This window comes from Alsobacter soli, from assembly GCF_003004785.1.
GTDB lineage: Bacteria > Pseudomonadota > Alphaproteobacteria > Rhizobiales > Beijerinckiaceae > Alsobacter > Alsobacter soli.
Genome location: NZ_PVZS01000042.1, coordinates 1 through 18,650, shown reverse-complemented (window position 1 = coordinate 18,650; position 18,650 = coordinate 1). Strand labels below are relative to the sequence as shown.

At 69.1% G+C, this 18,650-nt stretch carries 16 protein-coding genes; 8 read left to right on the top strand and 8 right to left on the bottom strand.

Annotation, left to right across the window (positions count from 1 at the left end; translation table 11 throughout):
* Window positions 1–1,837 (top strand): hypothetical protein (locus SLNSH_RS24740; protein WP_210202566.1); only part of this gene is annotated, 1,837 nt, incomplete at its 5' end.
* A gap of 287 nt (window positions 1,838–2,124) precedes the next feature.
* On the opposite strand, the gene SLNSH_RS22920 is transcribed toward SLNSH_RS24740, so the two are convergent.
* Entirely contained in the window at window positions 2,125–4,362 is a 2,238-nt protein-coding gene (locus SLNSH_RS22920) for a YfhO family protein (protein WP_245422457.1), read from the bottom strand.
* Between the two features lie 196 nt (window positions 4,363–4,558).
* Complete coding sequence (ribA, locus tag SLNSH_RS22915; RefSeq protein ID WP_342587873.1) at window positions 4,559–5,710, bottom strand: GTP cyclohydrolase II RibA; 1,152 nt, start codon at window positions 5,708–5,710, stop codon at window positions 4,559–4,561.
* An 86-nt stretch (window positions 5,711–5,796) separates the two neighbouring features.
* On the opposite strand from ribA, the gene SLNSH_RS22910 reads away from it, so the two are divergent.
* Both SLNSH_RS22910 and SLNSH_RS22905 read left to right on the top strand, forming a co-directional pair.
* A complete protein-coding gene (locus tag SLNSH_RS22910) occupies window positions 5,797–6,552 on the top strand; it encodes a RibD family protein (protein ID WP_106340379.1) in 756 nt (251 codons plus the stop codon).
* On the top strand, window positions 6,536–7,081 hold the full coding sequence (locus SLNSH_RS22905; protein ID WP_158266864.1) for a cytochrome b: 546 nt from the start codon (window positions 6,536–6,538) through the stop codon (window positions 7,079–7,081). The genes SLNSH_RS22910 and SLNSH_RS22905 overlap by 17 nt, the downstream gene beginning before the upstream one ends.
* Here the strand turns inward: SLNSH_RS22905 and SLNSH_RS22900 are convergent, their stop codons facing one another.
* From SLNSH_RS22900 to SLNSH_RS22885, 4 genes are read right to left on the bottom strand one after another with little or no spacing between them, the layout of a single operon-like run.
* Window positions 7,082–7,930 (bottom strand): methyltransferase, encoded by an 849-nt coding sequence (locus SLNSH_RS22900; protein ID WP_106340375.1) that lies wholly within the window; start codon window positions 7,928–7,930, stop codon window positions 7,082–7,084.
* The gene (locus SLNSH_RS22895) at window positions 7,927–8,979 is read right to left on the bottom strand and encodes a glycosyltransferase family 4 protein (protein ID WP_106340373.1); all 1,053 of its coding nucleotides are present in this window, start codon (window positions 8,977–8,979) and stop codon (window positions 7,927–7,929) included. Before SLNSH_RS22895 ends, SLNSH_RS22900 begins: the two co-directional genes overlap by 4 nt.
* Window positions 8,969–9,376: a 6-pyruvoyl trahydropterin synthase family protein gene (locus SLNSH_RS22890; RefSeq protein ID WP_106340371.1), complete on the bottom strand. Its 408-nt coding sequence runs from the start codon at window positions 9,374–9,376 to the stop codon at window positions 8,969–8,971. Before SLNSH_RS22890 ends, SLNSH_RS22895 begins: the two co-directional genes overlap by 11 nt.
* Window positions 9,377–9,391: 15 nt before the next feature.
* On the bottom strand, window positions 9,392–10,183 hold the full coding sequence (locus SLNSH_RS22885) for a zinc-dependent alcohol dehydrogenase (RefSeq protein ID WP_425353028.1): 792 nt from the start codon (window positions 10,181–10,183) through the stop codon (window positions 9,392–9,394).
* 290 nt (window positions 10,184–10,473) lie between these two features.
* On the opposite strand from SLNSH_RS22885, the gene mdoH reads away from it, so the two are divergent.
* The 3 genes from mdoH to SLNSH_RS22870 are packed head-to-tail and all read left to right on the top strand — an operon-like array spanning window position 10,474 to window position 14,070.
* Window positions 10,474–12,255: a glucans biosynthesis glucosyltransferase MdoH gene (gene mdoH / locus SLNSH_RS22880; protein WP_106340387.1), complete on the top strand. Its 1,782-nt coding sequence runs from the start codon at window positions 10,474–10,476 to the stop codon at window positions 12,253–12,255.
* A 19-nt stretch (window positions 12,256–12,274) separates the two neighbouring features.
* Entirely contained in the window at window positions 12,275–13,048 is a 774-nt protein-coding gene (locus SLNSH_RS22875) for an FkbM family methyltransferase (RefSeq protein WP_106340367.1), read from the top strand.
* Window positions 13,045–14,070: a hypothetical protein gene (locus SLNSH_RS22870; protein WP_245422456.1), complete on the top strand. Its 1,026-nt coding sequence runs from the start codon at window positions 13,045–13,047 to the stop codon at window positions 14,068–14,070. The genes SLNSH_RS22875 and SLNSH_RS22870 overlap by 4 nt, the downstream gene beginning before the upstream one ends.
* Here the strand turns inward: SLNSH_RS22870 and SLNSH_RS22865 are convergent.
* Both SLNSH_RS22865 and SLNSH_RS22860 read right to left on the bottom strand, forming a co-directional pair.
* Window positions 14,049–14,741, bottom strand: a complete 693-nt coding sequence (locus SLNSH_RS22865; RefSeq protein ID WP_106340365.1) for a uracil-DNA glycosylase — start codon at window positions 14,739–14,741, stop codon at window positions 14,049–14,051. The two genes, SLNSH_RS22870 and SLNSH_RS22865, sit on opposite strands and share 22 nt — an antisense overlap.
* A 10-nt stretch (window positions 14,742–14,751) precedes the next feature.
* On the bottom strand, window positions 14,752–15,363 hold the full coding sequence (locus SLNSH_RS22860; protein WP_106340363.1) for a LabA-like NYN domain-containing protein: 612 nt from the start codon (window positions 15,361–15,363) through the stop codon (window positions 14,752–14,754).
* Window positions 15,364–15,713: 350 nt separating this feature from the next.
* On the opposite strand from SLNSH_RS22860, the gene rpoZ reads away from it, so the two are divergent.
* Both rpoZ and SLNSH_RS22850 read left to right on the top strand, forming a co-directional pair.
* Window positions 15,714–16,109 (top strand): DNA-directed RNA polymerase subunit omega, encoded by a 396-nt coding sequence (gene rpoZ, locus SLNSH_RS22855; RefSeq protein WP_106340360.1) that lies wholly within the window; start codon window positions 15,714–15,716, stop codon window positions 16,107–16,109.
* Between the two features lie 197 nt (window positions 16,110–16,306).
* A complete protein-coding gene (locus SLNSH_RS22850; RefSeq protein WP_106340358.1) occupies window positions 16,307–18,508 on the top strand; it encodes a RelA/SpoT family protein in 2,202 nt (733 codons plus the stop codon).
* Window positions 18,509–18,650 lie beyond the last annotated feature (142 nt).

Here is an 18,650-nt window from a genome sequence, read left to right as displayed (position 1 = left end):
GCTTCGCGGGCTTCGCGGGCTTCGCGGGCGCGGTCGCGTCGAGCCTTCGTCATCGGCACCTGGGGGCAGAGCTATGTTGAGCTTGAGTTTGGCGGGGTCGCAAACGTCGTCTCCGAAGCCTGGAGCATCGGCGGGCGGCGGGGCCGCATTCGTCGCGGCGGCGGGCCGGACCACCGATGCGCCCGGCGAGGCCAGGCAGATCCTGGACAGCTACAAGAAGCTGGCCCGGGAGAAGGGGGCTCAGGCTTTCGCCTTTGCGCTGACCCACAAGGAGTGGGGCAATCTGAACGACAGCGAGAAAAAAGCCCTGACAGCGCTTGTCGGCGATCTTCTGGCGGGCCGGATCAAGCTGCCCAGCGTGCGGCTGGCGCCGCGCAATCCGGGACCGAAGGGAAAGCCAGGCGAGGGCGATGCGCTGTTTGGGGGCGCGAATGGCGCTTTCGTCTCGGACGGTAAGGGTGGCGGAGTGATCCTGGTCGGAAAGGACCTGTCGCCGCAGGAGCGCGCCCAGACGCTGGCCGAGGAAGCGGGAGAACTGCTGGGCGCCGCCGCAAAGGCCAGGGGCGTTCCGGTCGCGAAAGGCGATGTGGGCGCGCGGCTGGCGACGATGCTTGCCGGCGGCAGGCCCGACGAGAGCACGTTTAAACCCGAGCAGAGCGACATGACCCAGGTTCGGCTCGATGGGAAGGTGATGGACGCGCAGGCGCGGTCCTCCCAAGCGCCTAATCCGATTCGTTTAGAGATCAGCGTGCTTAAGGGCTCTGTAATTACGTTGTATAGCGGGGCTGACGATTACATATCCAAGACGCGCCACTTTGCAGTGCGGGACGGCAGTCCAAAGGACCTTGATGGGAAACGAAATGGCGTGATCGTGGCTTCTGTGCAGGGTGGGCCTGATGGAAAGTGGTCCGGCACGATCAGGGGGCGCGGAATCAAAACCGAACTGCATCTCGCAGGAACATCCAGGCCGACCTTAAAACATTATGGAAGTGTCAAGCCTAAGGTTGTGGCCGAGAACATTTCGCCGCGCGGATCGAAGCGACTACCGAAATCCCGTTATGACATGCTAGTTGTTCCATCGCTTGGACTACCTCCGCTGCAGGATCCAGATCCCAATACTATTGCAGAATTTCGAGCTTATATCGATAACTATTTCAGTCATGACCCTCATGTTTTCGGTGGCAACCCGTTTCTCGTCAACGAGATGAGCCGAGAACAAGCGGGCTATGTTCGGGATCATATCAGGCGTATTTTCGACGCGCTCTCGGCGGTGGTCGCGGCAGTGCCGAATAATCCTCAACTGTTGAACTTCCGGCCTTTGGTGGAGCAAGTTCTGCTAAGCCGAATGTTGGAAGAATTTGACTTCGTAGATGGAGATTTAATCATAAGAAATCTTAATTTGCTGCCGCCTGATTTGGGTCAGGCCCCCGGTTCTGTTCTGGGCGCAGCTCCCGATGTTTTGCAAGAAGCTGCTCTCAATGCTGCCCGTAACATCACTATAAGCTCGACGAATGAGGACGATCTTCCGGCAGCCGCGCAACATCCATCGCTTATTGCGTATGTTCTTTTTTTGAACGCGATGAATGTGCAGTTGAGTCGGGCTCGTTATGGTATTTTGCAACGTGCCTCATCGGAGTATAGGGGTTCCGTCAGAACTGAAATCAACAATGCTATTCAATATGCTAGTCATATGGTAACGACGCTTCCCGGCATGGCTCTTTACTTGCTCCGAGGCGACTTGCCAATATTCCCAGACGAGCAATCAGCTTTGCAGAATCTGCTGACGATGGCAAATAACAACCGTATGCACCCTCCGCCACCCCCTCCCATTATGTGACCATATTCTTCGGAGGCACTCTTGATTGCTGCGCCTCTATCCGACTTTCGAGGAGCGCAGCGACGATGTAGCCAGTGGCCGCGAGGCGCCATCGCCGAGACATGAGCTCAACCCCTTTGGTGCTTCGCTGCACGAGCTAGGACGGCAGCGCGGCCTCTCGGGGCCTCACGCCTAGGTCGCTCATCCAGGGCGCGCCGCAGGGCGTAGGGACAAGCCCCGGGCTTCCAAATCGACGTGCAAGCTTTTCCTTGCCATGCGGTCGCGGGAGGGCTGGCGGGCCTGTCTCCTTATCGCGCGCCCAGCCTGTCCAGCAGCGCACCCCACGCCCCCGCCAGGGGGCGGAATACGAACCGCACCTCGTGGGCGCCGGGGGGGACCTGGACGGCGCGGAAGATGGCGTTGGCGCGCAGGAGCGGGGCGGGGCGGCCGTCGACCTCGGCGATCCACCAGGGGTGCCAGACGTCGTTCAGGACGACGTAGCCGCCCGTGTCCGAAAGGGCGCTGATGGCGACCTTCGTGTTGGCGTAGCGGGTGATTTCCACGCGTCCGGCCGGCGCCAGCGCCAGTGGCCGCGCAGCCGGCGCGTCCTCGAGCAGAACCGTGCGGGTCGGGTCGAAGCTGGGCCATGCGCCCGTGCGCAGCAGCGCGGCGAAGTCGGCCTTGCGTGCCTCCGCGGCGAACAGCACGCGGGGGAGGGCGCGGGGGTTCTCGTAAATGCGTCCGTCCGGCGTGCGGGCGATCTCGACAAGGTCGCCGGGCTTCAGCGTTGGGTCGATCTCGGCGACGTCGCCGCGCGTCACGATGAACCGCAGCCCCAACAGGTCGGCAAGCAGGGACCGGTAGGACGGCATCAGGGGCGCGAAGGTGCGCTGGCTGGGCAGGGCCACATGGTCCTGCGCGCCCGTGGCGCGGCTGTAGATGTCGAGCCGGATGGGGTTGTAGCCGAGCGTGTTGTCGAGCCGATGGACCATGCTGGCGTTGGGCCACTGGAAGTCCACGCCGGCGAGTTCGATACGGTCGCGCCGGTCGGGAGCGGCCGTCTCGGCGAGCTTCTGCTTGAGAAGGGCGATCGTGACATTTCGACTGTTCGCCTGCAGCACGTCGTAGACGGCCGGCGGCAGAGCCGTGGATTCGTTGGGGCCGTTGTTGACGGCGAGGTCCGCCACCAGCACGGCGGCGAGGAGACCGACCGAGACGGTTGGCGCGCTTCGGCTCCAACGGACAGCGATCGCGAACGCCGCGGCCGAGGCGGCGAGGAACGCGCACGCGATGGCGAGCGGCGGTATCGCTGCCGCAAGACGGTCCTTGGTCCAGGCGACGGCTACGCAACCGACGAGCCCAGCGGCGACCAGGGCCGCCGCGAGCGCCATCCGGCGCGGTGTGAAGGGGGGCAGCGTCCCCGACAAGAGGCGGTGGATGCTGTAGCCCGCCAGGATCGCGGCCAGAGCGCCGATGACGAAGGTGGCGTCCGCGGGTCGTCGGAAGAGGTCAGAGCCGGGGAGATGGAAGAGGACCGCGAAGGCAGGCGTGTAGCGGCCAAGCGCATAAAGCAGAAGCAGGGCGAGCGCGACCAGGGCGAAGCGAATGTCCCGGGCCGCGAAGGCGCCCCGGGCTACGCCGAGAGCAAGGATAGCCAGCAAGGGGATGGCGCCGAAATAGATATCGCCCATGTTGCGGGCCAGGAACAGATCGACCGAGCCCCATGCGGGGCTCGGCGGCCCCCAGAAATCAACGAGGGGGCCATCCGTGCCGAAGAGGTTCGCCGCAAAGGCCGTGAGCAGCGAGGCCGGGTGGAGGGAGCCGCGGGCGGCGCCCTCATAGTCAATGGCCGGGCGGTTGGAGTCGCCGGCGAGCAGCACGGTCATGAGCAGGGGCACGCCCGTCACGAGCAGGCCACCCACCGTTCCGGCCGCCAGGAGCGGGACGCTGGCGCGAATGGCGGCGCCTTTCGCCGTGGCCGTCGCCCAGCGCCACAGGACGACGCCGGCCAGAAGGTAAACTCCCAGCCAGGCGATCTGGTCGCGTCCGAGCACCATGACGCCGGCGATCAGGCCCGACAGGAAGCCGTAGCCCAGCGAGCGCCGGTCGAGGGCGCGGTCCAGCGCCCACCACGCGAGGGGCAGGTAGGAGAGGCTCAGCACCTGGCCGGTGTGCTGGATGCGCCAGGCGGCCGAGCAGCCGAAGGCGAAGCTCAGGGCGGCGACGACCGCGCCGCCCCAGTGCCAGCCGCGGTCGCGGAACAGAAGCACGACGCCGGCGGCGCCGAGCAACAGCATTCCGAGCACGAGCCCATCGGCGGCCCTGAGACTGGGCGCGGGATCCAGCAGCGCCAGCAGGAGATGCGGCGGGGAGAAGATCAGCGACTGCGGGTCGGCGATCTGGGGCGAGCCGGCGAAGACAAAGGGATTCCAGAACGGCGCCTCACCCCGGTGAAGGCTGTCCGCCAGGAACTGCAGTTGCGCCTGGAAATGCGCCTTGGCGTCCCAGGGGATGGTGACCCGGCCGGAGAGCCAGGGCCAGGCCAAAACGAGCCAGCCGACGCACACGAAGAGGAGGGCGCGAACGAGGGGAAACGCTTCGTTTGCCCCACTCCCCCCTGGGGGAGTGGGGCAGGGGCGATGGCTGGTCCCGTCACCCGCCAGCCCGTCCTTTTTGCGTTTCACGCCCCGCGGCCCTCACCCCTGCGCGATTCCCTCGTCCCGGGAGAGGGGACCTGCGCGCTCACTCGGTCACCGGCCTGTGGGCGGCGAGTTCGTCGAGATCGATGAAGTGGCCGGCGCGGTCGCGCTTGGAGGCGAGGTAGAGCACGTTCTCGCTGGTCTGCCGGCCATAGGCCCGACGATCTTCCACCACGTCCAGGCCGGCGGCCTTCAGGGCGGCGATCTTCACGGGGTTGTTGGTGTAGACGGCCACCTGCTTGACGCCGAGCTGCTTCAGCATCTCGGCGGCGAAATCGAACCGGCGCTGGTCCAGGCCGAAGCCGAGGAGCTCGTCGGCGTCATACGTGTCCCAGCCCTGGCTCTGCAGCTTGTAGGCCCGCATCTTGTTCGCGATGCCGTTGCCGCGGCCTTCCTGGTCCAGGTAGAGCAGCACGCCGCCGCCATTCTCGGCCATGAACTTCACGGTGCCGCGCAGCTGGTCGCCGCAGTCGCACTTCAGGCTGCCGAAGAGGTCGCCCGTGAGGCAGGCCGAATGGAGGCGCACGGGGACGGGCTTCGACAGGTCCGGCCTGCCGATCAGGATGGCGACCTGGTCGCGCAGGCCCTCGCCGCCGCGGAAAACGACGAACTCGGTTTCGGGCGCGCCCTCCAACGGCACGGGCGCGCGGCTGACGATGCGCATGGTGCGCGCGAGGCTGCGGCGGTAGGTCCTGATGGCCTCGGCCGGGACGCGGACAAGATCCAGGGGCGCCAGTTCGGTCGCCATCGGCACGCCCACGATCGCGGGCAGGATCAGGGCCAGCGACGCGAGCTCCAGGACGACGCCGTCCAGCGGGCCAGCCGGCCCAACCGGCGCGTCGACGCGGGCGTCGATCTTCAGCGCCAAGGTCTCGATGCGGGCGAGATCGATCCGGGGCAGGGCCAGCATTCCGGGGCCGGACCGTTCCACGCCGAGCCGGCGCAGCCGCGCGGAGGGCAGAACCAGATGAGCGGTCCCGAGCGATTGGAGGGCTGCGGCGGCGGTTTCGTCGAGCGCCTCGACGCCGAGCGCAACCAGGGCCTGGCCGCCTTCCACGATGGTGACGGGGCGCCCCGACCGCAATTCGGACAGGGCCCGCTCGACCGAGGCGTGGGCCGGATCGCCAAAGGCGCGGAAGAAGGTCGGGGGAGTTTCCATGATTGTCCGCGAGCCTTCCTCAACACGTCTCGTCACGGCGGCGCTCCCGCCATAGGTTAGGCCACGAACGCCGCGTTTCAAGGCAGGGGCCAAGCCACTGCCGTCGTCAACCCAGGATCGCAATGACGCCAGACTTCGATTCGCATGCCGGAGCGCCGCAAATCAAGGCGATTGGGCGCGCCGATGACGCGGATGTGTTTGCGCCCCTGCGGGAGGCGCCTTGCGACCGCGCCTATGTGATCGCCCAACTGGGGCAATCGCTGGACGGCCGGATCGCCACCGTTTCGGGGGAGTCGCGCTACATCAACGGCCCGGCGGCGCTGGACCACCTGCACCGCATCCGGGCGCATGTGGACGCCGTGCTGGTAGGCGTCGGCACGGTGCTGGCGGATGATCCGCAACTGACGGTCAGGCGCTGCCCGGGGCCAGCGCCGGCCCGGGTGGTCCTTGATCCGGCCGGCCGGGCGCCGGCGGATGCGCGCTGCCTTGCCGACGATGGGGCGCGCCGCATCGTGGTGCGCCGCGCTCCCGCGCCAGCTCCGGCGGGCGTGGAGGAGGTCGTGATGCCGGGCGAAGGCGCGATGGCGCCGGCGGCCATCGTGGAGGCGCTGTTCCGGCGCGGGTTGCGACGGATCCTGGTGGAGGGCGGTGCGCGCACGATCTCGTCCTTCATCGACGCCGATGCGGTGGACCGGCTGCATGTGCTGGTGGCCCCGCTCATCATCGGGGCCGGCCGGATCGGGCTGGAGCTCGCGCCCGAGCCGCTGCTGAGCCGGGCCCGGCGGCCCGCCACGCGGGTGATCCCTTTCCCGGACGGGGACGTATTGTTCGATTGCGATCTCAGACGGGGGAGGGGCGGCCGTGAGGGAGGGGTCTAGTTCGCCGGTCTACTCGGCGCCGGCGCGGTGGCTGCACTGGCTGACGGCGGCCTGCGTGCTGGCTTTGATCCCGGCGGGCTTCGTGATGGCGCGGCTGGGCGAAGGTCCGGTGGCGAATGCGCTCTACGAGCTGCACAAGTCGGTCGGGATGACAGCCTTCGCGATCGTCGTCGTGCGGATCGCCGTCCGGCTGACCCGCGGCGCGCCGCCGCCCGACCAGGGTCTGACGCCGTTCGAGCGGGCCCTGTCCACGTGGGTGCACCGGGCCATGTATGCGCTGGTTTTCGTCATGCCGATCCTGGGCTACCTGGGCACGTCCATGTGCTGCGCGCCGGTGAACCTGTTCTGGCTGGCGCCCGTGCCCCTGGACATTTCGGGATCGGAGGCGACCGCCAAGGCCATCTTCACGGCGCACAAGGCGCTGGGCTTCACCTTGGCGGCCCTCGTGGCGCTGCACCTGGCGGGCGTGTTCCGGCATGCTGTGATCAAGCGCGACGGCGTGCTGCGCCGCATGCTGCCCGTGCGGTGATCAGGACCGGGGCGGGACGGCGAAGAGGTCCGTGTGGCCGATGATCGCCCGTCGGGCGCCAGCGCGGGCGGCGGCCCAGGCCTGGGCTTCGGCCGGCGGCACGGCGCCGGTTTCCGCGGCGGCCTGGGCGATGCCCGTCGCGAGTTCGGCCATCAAGGCTCCGTCGTCCGGGCCCAGGACCCAGTCGCTGTCGGCGGCCTCGCAGGCGTAACCCTGGGCTTCCAGCGCCTGTTCCAGCGCCGCGGGGGCGTCCGGTCCGGCGGCGGCGCCGAAGCCCTTGTCGCGACCCTGGTGGACGTGGAAGGCGTCCAGGACCGCGGCGTCGGCCGGGTGCGGCGGGTCCCAGGCGGAGAGGCCGTTGTAGGTGAGGGCCGCGTAGACCGCCGCGCCGGCCGCGGCGCACTCGCGGGCGAAGCCGTCTATCCAGGCGGGTGAGACGAGGTCGAACAGGGCGGAGGCCGTGACGAGCGCGGGGGCCGGCGCGAGCAGGCGGGCGACGCCGGGGGCGAGGTCGGCCTGCTCCAGGCGGACGCGGACGGTGCGCTCGGCGACCGTGAGGACGAGGTCGCCGCCTTCGGCGTCCTCGGCCTCCTCCGCCCAGGCGGCGAGGCGCTCGCGGGCGGCGGCGAGGAGGGCGGGGTCGTGGTCCACCAGCCGCCAGAACTGGTGCTCGGGCAGGCGCGGGGCCAGGGCGCGCAGGGTCGAGCCCGTGCCGCAGCCGATGTCGAGGACCAGCATCTCGCGCCGGCCGGCGAAATGGGCGCCGACGCGCTCCAGCAGCGCGTGGCTTCTGGCGTCGCGATCGGCGGGCTCGCGCAAGGCGAGCCATTCGGGGCTGAATCCGCTCATGGTGTGACGCCCTTCAGCACGGCGGCCACGGTGGCAGCGGTCAACTCCCAGCGGGGCAGGCGCTGGCCGGCGGCCCAGGACGCGTCCGCGAGGGCGCTGCGGCGGGCGGGATCGTCCAGCAGGGCGGCGATGGCCTGCGCCAATGCGGCGGGGTCGCCGGGCGGGACCTTGAGGCCGGCGCCGTCCGGGACGGTCTCGGCCGCCGCGCCGCCGGTGGTGGCCACCATCGGAAGGCCGCGCGCCATGGCTTCGGCGAGGACCATGCCGTAGCCCTCATAGTGGGCGGCGTGGACGAAGAGGTCGGCGCGGGCGTAGGCGTTCTCCAGCGCGTCGCCGGCGAGGGAGCCTTCGAAGGCGACGCGGTCTCCCAGGCCGTGGGCCGCGACCAGCGCGCGCAGGCGGTCCGTCTCCTCGGGCGCGCGGTCGGTCGCGCCGGCGATGCGCAGGCGCCATGGCCTGTCGCGTAGCGTCGCGAGGGCCTCGATCAGGACGTCGTAGCCCTTGCGGGGCGAGACTGCGCCGACGGCGAGCAGCACGGGGGCGGGCTCGCCCGAGCCCGCGGCGCGTGGGGCGGGGTCGCAGCCGGGCTCGGCCACGGTGAGGCGCCCGGGCGGGACCGCGTAGTCGGCGGCGAGCAGGCGCGCGGTCTCGCGGCTGGTCGCGATCACGTGGCGCGCGCGCGCGAGGGCGGCCGTCTCGCTGGCCGCGAGGGCGCGGCGGCGGCGGTCGGGCAGGCCCGTCTCCAGGGCGAGCGGATGGTGGACGAGCGCGACGATCGGCCGGAAGACGCTGCGCAGCACGAGGTCGGTCATGGCGCCCAGGGCCAGGCCGTCGATCAGCAGCGTCGCCTCCTCGGGCGTCGCCTGCAGGAGCGCCTGGGTTTCTGCGAGGTCGCCGACGCTGGCCCAGGGGAAAGAGCCGGGCAGGGCGAGGTGGCGCACGCGGACGCCCTGATCCGGCAGAAGACCGAGAAGGCGCCGGTCATAGGCGTATCCGCCCGTCGGCGTGTCGATGTCGCCCGGGATGGCGAAGACGATCTCAGACGCCACCGACGGGGCCCTCGAACCAGGCGCGCGCGACGTGGGACTCGTGCAGGGTCACCCGGATCCTGGCCACGCCCTCCGAGCCGGGGCCAAGCTCGCCGCGGCGGCAGGCCTGGGCCATGGCGTCGAAGATGTGGCGGGACAGGAACTCGGTGGTGGTCTGCTGGCCTGCGAATTCAGGGACCTCGTCGAGATTGCGGTAGTTGAGCGGGCCGAGGGTGGCCTTCAGGGCCTCGTGCGCGCGGCCGATGTCGATCACGACGTTGTCGGGCGTCAGCGCCTCGCGGAAGAAGGCGACGTCGACCACGAAGGTGGCGCCGTGCAGCCGCTGGGCGGGGCCGAACAACTCGCCCTTGAAGCTGTGCGCGATCATGATGTGGTCGCGGACCTCGACGGCGTACATACAGGGGTGCTCCATTCAGTAGCGGACGGCCGTGGCGAGGCCCGGCGCTCCGGCAGCCAGGATACGCGGCAGCGCGGCCGGCAGATCCCGGAATGCGACCTCTTCCGTGACGAGCGCGTCCAGGCGGTCGTCCTCCAGCAGCTTCAGCGCGGCTGCGAGCCGGCGTGCGTGGCTCCAGCGGGGCCGCCTGGACGGAGCGACCGACCCCACCTGCGACGAGACGAGACGCAGCCTGCGGCTGTGGAAGGCGCCGCCCAGCGGGGCCGGGACGGCGCCTTCGCCGTACCAGCTCATCTCGACGACGGTCGCCTCCTGACCGGCGCATTCCATCGCCGTCGCAAGACCTTGCGGGGAAGCGCTCACGTGGAAAACGAGGTCCGCGTCTCGCGGCGCGGCGGCCGGAAACGCGAAGCCGGCCCCGAGGGCTGAGGCCACCGTCGCCCGCGACGGCTCGACGTCCACCACCGTGACCTCCGCGCCGGGCAGCCGGGCAGCCACCGCGGCGACCAGCATGCCGACGAGCCCACCCCCGACGACCACGATCCGGTCGGCCGGGCCAGCGCCGGCGTCCCAGAGCGCGTTGAGGGCCGTCTCCATGTTGGCGGCCAGGATCGCGCGACGGGCGGGAACCTGGTCCGGAACGACGGCCATCAGGGCCACCGGCGCCACGAAGCGATCCTGATGTGGGTGCAGGCAGAACACGATGCGGCCCAGCCATTCAGGGGGGCCGTCCTCCACCTGTCCGACGGCGCAATAGCCGTACTTGACCGGGAAAGGGAAGTCGCCCGCCTGGAGGGGGCAGCGCATGCGCTCATGCTCGGAAACAGGCACCCGCCCGGATGCGACCAGGCGTTCCGTGCCGCGGCTCACACCGCTCCAGAGGGTTCGGACCAGCGCCTCGCCAGCTCCCGGCGCCGTCAATTGTTCAGTACGGAGATCCGCCTGGAAAGGACCTTCGTACCAGAGTGACAGGGACGCGTCGGCGTCCGACGCGCCTGGGGATGGGGCAGCCATCAGGAGCGGAAACCGCTTGTGCGCAGTGGAGCTTTCGCTTCATGTGGCAGTCTCATCCGATCGCGCCCTCCTCATCGGACCCCATGCCTACGATCACTCCGACGGGCCTGCAGTCAACCCACGAGCTGGCCCGGAGGCGCAGGATCGTCGCCGGGCTGAACGGCGTCACTTTCCTGGCGCTGCTCATTCCCCTGGCGACGGTGCTCGGGGCCGGCGGATGGACGACCGTCGACTGGCTCATGCTGGCCTGCTTCTTCCTGGCGGCGCCCTGGACTGTGCTGGGCTTCTGGAACGCGGCCATCGGGCTCTGGCTGCTCCATGTGCGTCGGAAGGGCCTGCACGAGGCCGCGCCCTTCGCCAGCGCCGGCGCTCTGGGCCAGCCGCTGCGGACGCGCACGGCCGTGCTGATGACGCTGCGCAACGAGGATCCGGCCCGCGCCTTCCGCCGGCTGGCCATCGTGAAATCGAGCATCGAGGCGACGGGCGAGGGCGCGCACTTCTCCTATTTCGTGCTGAGCGACAGCGACGATCCTGCGGTCGTCGCGGCCGAGGAGGCGAACTTCGCGCACTGGCGCGAGCGATCCGACACGCCGCACCGGCTGTTCTACCGGCGGCGCGAGAGCAACGAGGGCTACAAGGCCGGGAACCTGCGCGATTTCTGCACCCGGTGGGGAGCGGACTACGACTTCATGCTGCCGCTGGACGCGGACAGCCTGATGAGCGGCGAGGCGGTGGTGCGGCTCGTCCGCATCATGCAGTCCTATCCGCGCATGGGCATCCTGCAGAGCCTCGTGGTCGGACTGCCAGCCAAGAGCGGCTTCGCGCGGCTCTTCCAGTTCGGCATGCGGCAGGGCATGCGGCCCTACACGGTCGGCAGCGCCTGGTGGGGCGCCGATTGCGGGCCGTTCTGGGGGCACAACGCGCTGGTGCGCATCGACCCGTTCATCCGCTACTGCAAGCTGCCGACCCTGCCCGGCAAGCCGCCGCTCGGCGGGCCGATCCTGTCGCACGATCAGGTCGAGGCCGCGCTCATGCGGCGGGCGGGCTACGAGGTCCGCGTCCTGCCCGTGGAGGGCGGAAGCTGGGAGGAGAACCCGCCCACGGTGCTGGATTTCGTGCGGCGGGACCAGCGCTGGTGCCAGGGCAACATGCAGTACTGGCGACTCCTGCGCCTGCCCGGCCTGCAGCCGATGAGCCGGTTTCAGCTGGCCTGGGCCATCCTGATGTTCGTCGGCATACCTGCCTTCACATTGCTGTTCGCGCTGGCGGCCGTGAAGCCGTTCGAAGCCGCTGATCTGGCGGGCGGCTACCCGGGCGGCAGGGCGGCCTGGATCTACTTCGTCTTCCTGGCGATGTCGCTCGCGCCCAAGCTCGCGGGCTGCGCCGATGTGCTGCTCACGCCTGGAAGCGTCTCTGCCTATGGCGGGCGCGGGCGGTTTCTAGCCGGCGTCGGCGCCGAGATTCTCTTCTCATTCCTGCTGGGCGCGATCTCCACGTTCAAGACGACCGTGTTCATGGGCGGGCTCCTGCTCGGCCGATCCGTAACCTGGAACGGCCAGGACAGGGACGCCCATGCCCTGTCCTGGCGTACGGCCGCGGATGGCCTCTGGGCGCCGACCGTGTTCGGCGTCGTCGTGCTCGGCTCGCTCCTCGCCTTCGCGCCAGCGGCTGCTGCCCTGGGGGCGCCACTGATCGGAGGCTTCCTGCTGGCGATTCCGTTTGCGGTGTGGACGGCCGACCCGCGCTTCGAGGCCTGGCTCACCGCCCGCGGGCTCGGATTGATCCCGGAAGAGGTGGAGGTTCCGCCCGAGGTTCGGGCCATCGCCTCGGCGCCCCCCGCTCCGGCCATGCGCGAGGCGGCGTGAGCGGGCCGGCCGGCGCTCGATGCTGATCCGCGCCCTCCGTTCGGCGGCCGGGCTCTGGCGTTCGGTGCGCGTGTATCGGCTGGATCGGGCCCACGCCGGGGCGATGGACCGCCTCTACTCCCAATTCGTACGTCCCGGCGACCTCGTGTTCGACATCGGCGCGCATGTGGGAGACCGGGCGGCGAGCTTTCGACGCCTCGGAGCGCGCGTGGTCGCGCTCGAGCCGCAGCCCGGGCCGGCGAGAGTGATCCGCCTGCTGAGCGGCTTCGACCCCAATCTCGTCGTGGTTCAAGCCGCGTGCGGCGCGGACGAGGGAACGCTCACCCTTCGGCTGAACAGCAGCAACCCGACTGTTTCCACGGCGTCCAGCGCCTTCGTTTCCGCCGCTGCAGGCGCAGCCGGCTGGGAAGGCCAGACCTGGGATCGGACCGTGACCGTCCCCGTCACGACGCTGGACGCCCTGATCGCGCGGCATGGGGCGCCGACCTTCATGAAGATCGACGTGGAGGGATTCGAAGACGCGGTCCTGGCTGGCCTGACGCGACCCCTCCCGGCTCTATCCTTTGAATTCACGACGATCCAGCGCGACGTGGCCCATCGGGCGATCGAGCGGCTGGAGCGGCTGGGCCATTACGCTTTCAACCTGGCCTTGGGCGAAAGCCAAGCGCTGTCGCTTGACGAGTGGGTTCCCGGGCGCCGCATGGGCGCCATTCTGGACGCGCTGCCGCACGAGGCCAACTCGGGCGACGTCTACGCGCTTTTGCAGGGCGACCCCTTGGAGACGAACGCATGAGCCTCATCACCCGCCGCAGCTGCCTTGCCGGAGCCCTTGGGACCGCCGCGGGCGCCGGTGCGCCCCGGCTGGTCCGGGCGGCGCTCGCCGCAGACGAACTTTCCGTGCGGGTCAGCAACCGGAGCGAGCCGGTGCTATGCGCCGAGAAGGACAATGTGGACGTCAGGCTCGCGTCGGACCGGGTGCGGAGCTTCCGCGTGCAGGCGGTCCACCCGGCCTATATCGGGTCGATCGTATCCGACCGCTGGGCGCCGGATTTCACCAGCTGCGACATGTCTTCGGATCCCTCCTTCGCCGCGCAGGCGCGGCGCGTGACGTTCTGGGAGACGACCGAGTTCTGGTTGACGGGCTACACCTATCCGTCTTTCTGGCGGCCCGGCTCTGTCCCGTTCCGGGTGGGCGACCGCGTGGAGCATGGCCTCCATGTCGTGCAGCTCTGGATGCTGCACCAGGAGCGCGCCGAGGAGATCCTGGTGATCTATCCCCCGGACGGCTACTGGCGGGCGCGGCCCCTGCCGCCGCCGCACATGCGCTGGAGCGCCTATGGCAGCTCGTTCCTGGTGGGCCCGCTGGAGGTGCAGGAACGGCCCATCGTGGCGCTGAAGGAGATCAGCTTCGACCCCGAGACCCGAAGCTTCACGCTGGCCTTCGCCCAGGGCGGCTCGGCGACGGTGCGGCTGACGACCATCGACCAGGACCGGCAGGTGTTGGATGTCGGCTTCGACCGTGCGGTCGCGGGAGAGGGCGGCTTCGCAGCCCTGCGGTCGATGTACGCGACTGCCTTCAATTGCGACGTGGCCCGCGTGGCCTGGCGCGCCCCCGGAACTCCCGGATGGGGCGAGGGCGCGATCATGGACTGGAAGGGCGGCGAGGCTTCCGAGCTCTGGGCGGGCCGGCTCACCGCGTCGCGGCATAACACCAGCGCGCCGGACATGGTCTTCGGCGCCTTCTCGGACGGGCCGATGCGGCCGGCCCCGAAGACCGCGGAGAAGTCCCCCGCTCAGGCGGGTTCATCAAGGTAGGCCCGGACGGCGGCGAAGACATCCCGGAACATCTCCGGCGTCAGGCGGCGCGTGGAGGTGTTGTAGCGGGAGCAGTGATAGCTGTCGAAGAGCGCGAATCCGTCGAGGTCGTGCCGCGCGCCATGGGCGAAGCGATGGTCGTCCTGCCGGCGAGCGAGCGCGCGCAACGTGGATTCGTGGGCGATGCGGCCCAGCGCCACGACAGCCCGCAAGCGCGGGAGCGCCTGAATGACGCCCGCGAGGAAGGGGCGGCAGGAGGCGATTTCCGGGCCGGTCGGCTTGTTCTCGGGCGGGACGCAACGCACCGCGTTGGTGAGGCAGCTGTCCACCAGGGTGAGACTGTCGTCCGGGCGGGCCTGGTAGACTCCCTGGGCGAAGCCGTAGGTGATCAGGGTCTCGTACAGGAGGTCGCCGGCGTAGTCGCCGGTGAAGGGCCGCCCCGTGCGGTTCGCCCCGCGCAGACCGGGCGCGAGGCCCACGATCAGCAGCCGCGCCTGCGGGTCGCCGAAGGACGGGACGGGCGCATTGTGCCAGGTGGGCTCGCGATGCCGCGCCTCGCGCCGGAACGCCACGAGGCGCGGGCAGATGGGGCAGTCGCGATCGGGATCGTGCTGGTGAAACGAAGAACCCCCGGCGCCTTGCGGCCCGGGGGTCTGGAGAGAAAGGGCCATGCCGGCCTGTTTAGACGTCGTGTCCGCCCTCGTCGAGCGGGTTCGGATCGCGGTGCATCGGACGGCGCTCGAAGGTGCGGGCGGGGCGTTCGGCCCGCTCGGACGGGTCGCGCCCGATCTTCGGGATCAGGCTGACGATGTCGATGAACTCGTCCGCCTGCCGGCGCAGCTCGTCAGCCACCATCGGCGGCTGCGAGGTTATGGTGGACACCACCGACACGCGCACACCGCGGCGCTGCATGGCCTCGACCAGCGAGCGGAAGTCGCCGTCGCCGGAGAACAGCACCATGTGGTTGATGTAGGGGGCGAGCTCGAGCGCGTCGATGGCGAGCTCGATGTCCATGTTGCCCTTGACCTTGCGGCGGCCCGTGGAGTCAACGAACTCCTTCGTGGGCTTGGTCACCACCCGGTATCCGTTGTAGTCGAGCCAGTCGATCAGGGGGCGGATAGAGGAATATTCCTGGTCTTCGATCAGCGCCGTATAATAGAAGGCGCGCACGAGATAGCCGCGGGTCTGGAATTCCTTGAGAAGCCGCTTGTAGTCGATGTCGAAGCCCAACGCCTTGGCTGTGGCGTAGAGGTTTGCGCCGTCGATGAAGAGAGCAGTACGCTCGATCTGCATGTTTTATCCCAATAACTGCGCTGCCGTCGCCCGCGCCGCCCGCTTTCTGAACATCAGGGTTTCGGCGGGGGGCCCGAAACCAATCTCGTTCGCGTCATCGAAATGCGCAAAAAATGGGGCTACCCGGAGCGCTCAACCTTCAGTTGCGCATTGTAAGTATGGTTGCGAACTTCAAGTCAAGCGGCGGTTGACGGTTCCTATGGATAAGGCAAACGCTGGGTTTGCGGGTGGACGAAAGGCGCCAGCCGCATGGCGTGCCCGGCGCGACCGCTTGCGCGAGTCGTCATAACAGTGTATCAGCCGACGCTCCGCATCAAGCGCTGTTTCACATCTGGCCCCATGAGGCGTTCATGGCTCGCGTCACCGTCGAAGACTGCATCGACAAGGTCGACAACCGTTTCGAACTCGTGCTGCTGGCCAGCCACCGCGCCCGGATGATCTCGTCCGGCTCGCAGCTGACCATCGACCGCGACCGCGACAAGAACCCCGTCGTGGCCCTGCGCGAGATCGCCGAGACCACCATCCACCCTGAGGACCTCAAGGAGGACCTCATCCACTCGCTGCAGAAGCACGTGGACGTGGACGAGCCGGAGCCCGAGTCGGTGCCGATGATCGGCGCGACGGCGGAGGCCGGCGCGGGCGGCGACGACTCGGCGGTGGAGTTCGACCGCATGACCGAGGAAGACCTGCTGCGCGGCCTGGAGGGGCTCGTTCCCCCGGCCGAGACGGACGACGAGGGCGAGTAAGCCTCTCCCCGTTTCCGCTTTCGAGCCCGGCGCCCGTCGCCGGGCTTTTTTCGTTGTGGGCATCTCGCGGCCTTGTGTCACGTTTTCAAGCGGTTACCTAAGAGCGTGTTGCGTCGCCGCGGGCGGAACGGGATACTGACGCTCGCTCCGAGACCATCAATTTCGGCCATGACGAACGTGAGGAAGGCGCGCCGCCCATGATGCGGCAGTACGAGCTTGTCGAGCGGGTCAAGCGCTACAATCCCAACGCGGACGAGGCGCTGCTGAACCGCGCCTACGTGTACGCCATGAAGGCGCACGGCTCGCAGAAGCGCGCGTCCGGCGACCCCTACATGTCGCACCCGCTCGAGGTGGCGGCCATCCTCACCGAGCTCCGGCTCGACGACGCCACCATCGTGGCGGCGGTGCTGCACGACACGATCGAGGACACCGAGGCCACCCGGGAAGAGATCGACCAGCTGTTCGGCCACGAGATCGGCGCGCTGGTGGACGGCCTCACCAAGATCAAGAAGCTCGACCTCGTCTCCAAGAAGGCCGCGCAGGCGGAGAACTTTCGCAAGCTGCTGCTCGCCATCGCGGACGACGTCCGGGTGCTGCTGGTCAAGCTCGCCGACCGGCTGCACAACATGCGCACGCTGCACTTCGTGCCGCCGGAGAAGCGCACCCGCATCGCCGAGGAGACCCTCGACATCTATGCGCCGCTCGCCGGGCGCATGGGCATGCAGGAGATGCGCGAGGAGCTGGAGGACCTTGCCTTCCGGCACTTCTCGCCCGACGCGCACGCGATGATCTCCACGCGGCTGGACGAGCTGTCGAAGAAAAGCGGCCCGCTCATCCAGGAGATCGAGCGCGAGCTCATGAGCAAGCTCTGCGCCCACGGGCTCAAGGCGTCCGTGAAGGGGCGGCGCAAGCGCGCCTATTCCATCTGGAAGAAGATGGAGCGGAAGTCAGTGTCCTTCGAGCAGCTGTCGGACATCTTCGGCTTCCGCATCATCGTGGCGGACGTGGCGTCCTGCTACGCGGTGCTGGGCATCGTGCACACCACGTGGCCCGGCGTGCCGGGGCGGTTCAAGGACTACATCTCCACCCCCAAGCAGAACGACTACCGTTCGCTGCACACGACCGTGGTCGGCCCGGGGCGCCAGCGCGTGGAGCTGCAGATCCGGACGGAGGACATGGACCGCGTCGCCGAGTTCGGCATCGCGGCGCATGCGCTCTACAAGGATGGCGGCGACGACACGGCGCTCGCGCGCGAGAGCCGCGCCTACGAGTGGCTGCGGCGCACCGTGGAGACGCTGGCGGAAGGCGACAGCCCAGAGGAATTCCTCGAGCACACCAAGCTCGAGCTGTTCCACGACCAGGTGTTCTGCTTCACGCCCAAGGGCCGGCTGATCGCGCTGCCGCGCGGCGCGACGCCGATCGACTTCGCCTATGCGGTGCACACGGACGTGGGCAACACGGCGGTGGGCTGCAAGGTGAACGGGCGGATCGTGCCGCTCCTGTCGGAGCTGCACAACGGCGACGAGGTGGAGATCGCCCGGGCGCCCGGGCAGGTCCCGCCGGCGGCGTGGGAGTCGATCGTGGTCACCGGCAAGGCGCGGGCGGCGATCCGACGGGCGACCCGGGCGGCCGTGCGCAAGCAATATGCGGGGCTCGGCCGCCAGATCATCGAGCGCGCCTTCGAGCGCGGCAAGAAGCCGTTCTCCGAGGAGAAGCTGAAGGCCGCGCTGCCGCGGCTCGCGCGCACGTCGCTGGAGGACGTGCTGGCCGCCGTCGGCCGGGGCGAGATCTTCTCCGGCGACGTCGTCAAGGCCGTGCACCCCGACTACAAGGAGGAGCGCGTCTCCGGGCCGGAGGCGGACCGCACGGAGGGCGGCTGGTTCGGGCTGAAGAAGGCTGAAGGCCTGGTGTTCAAGGTGCCAGGCGTGGAAAGCTCGGCCCAGCGCTCCATCCCGATCCGCGGCCTCAATGGCGACCTGCCGGTGCGCTTCGCGCCCAACGGCGGCGCCGTGCCCGGCGACCGCATCGTGGGCATCCTGTCGCCGGGGGAGGGGATCACGATCTATCCCATCCAGTCGCCTGCCCTGACCGCCTTCGACGACCAGCCCGACCGGTGGCTGGACGTGCGTTGGGACATCGACGAGACCGACCCGCAGCGCTTCCCGGCCCAGATCGCCATCACGGCGATCAACGAGCCGGGCACCCTGGCGCAGATCGCCCAGATCATCGGCGACAACGACGGCAACATCGATTCCATCTCGGTCAGCGGCAAGGGCGCGTCGGACTTCAGGGACGTCGTCATCGACGTCGAGGTGTGGAACCTGAAGCACCTGAACGCGATCATGAACCAGCTGAAGTCCAAGCCGGTGGTGAGCGAAGTGCGCCGCGTCAACGGGTGAGGGCGCGCGGGACATAGGGCGTCCTGCGTCAGGATGGGCGTCCCGCCGCCCCTTGGTCGCTTCGTCGCTGAGCTCCTCGCAAAGACGTCCTCCCCGTCATCCCCGGGCTTGTCCCCGGGGATCCACGCGCTGGGGCGAGGCG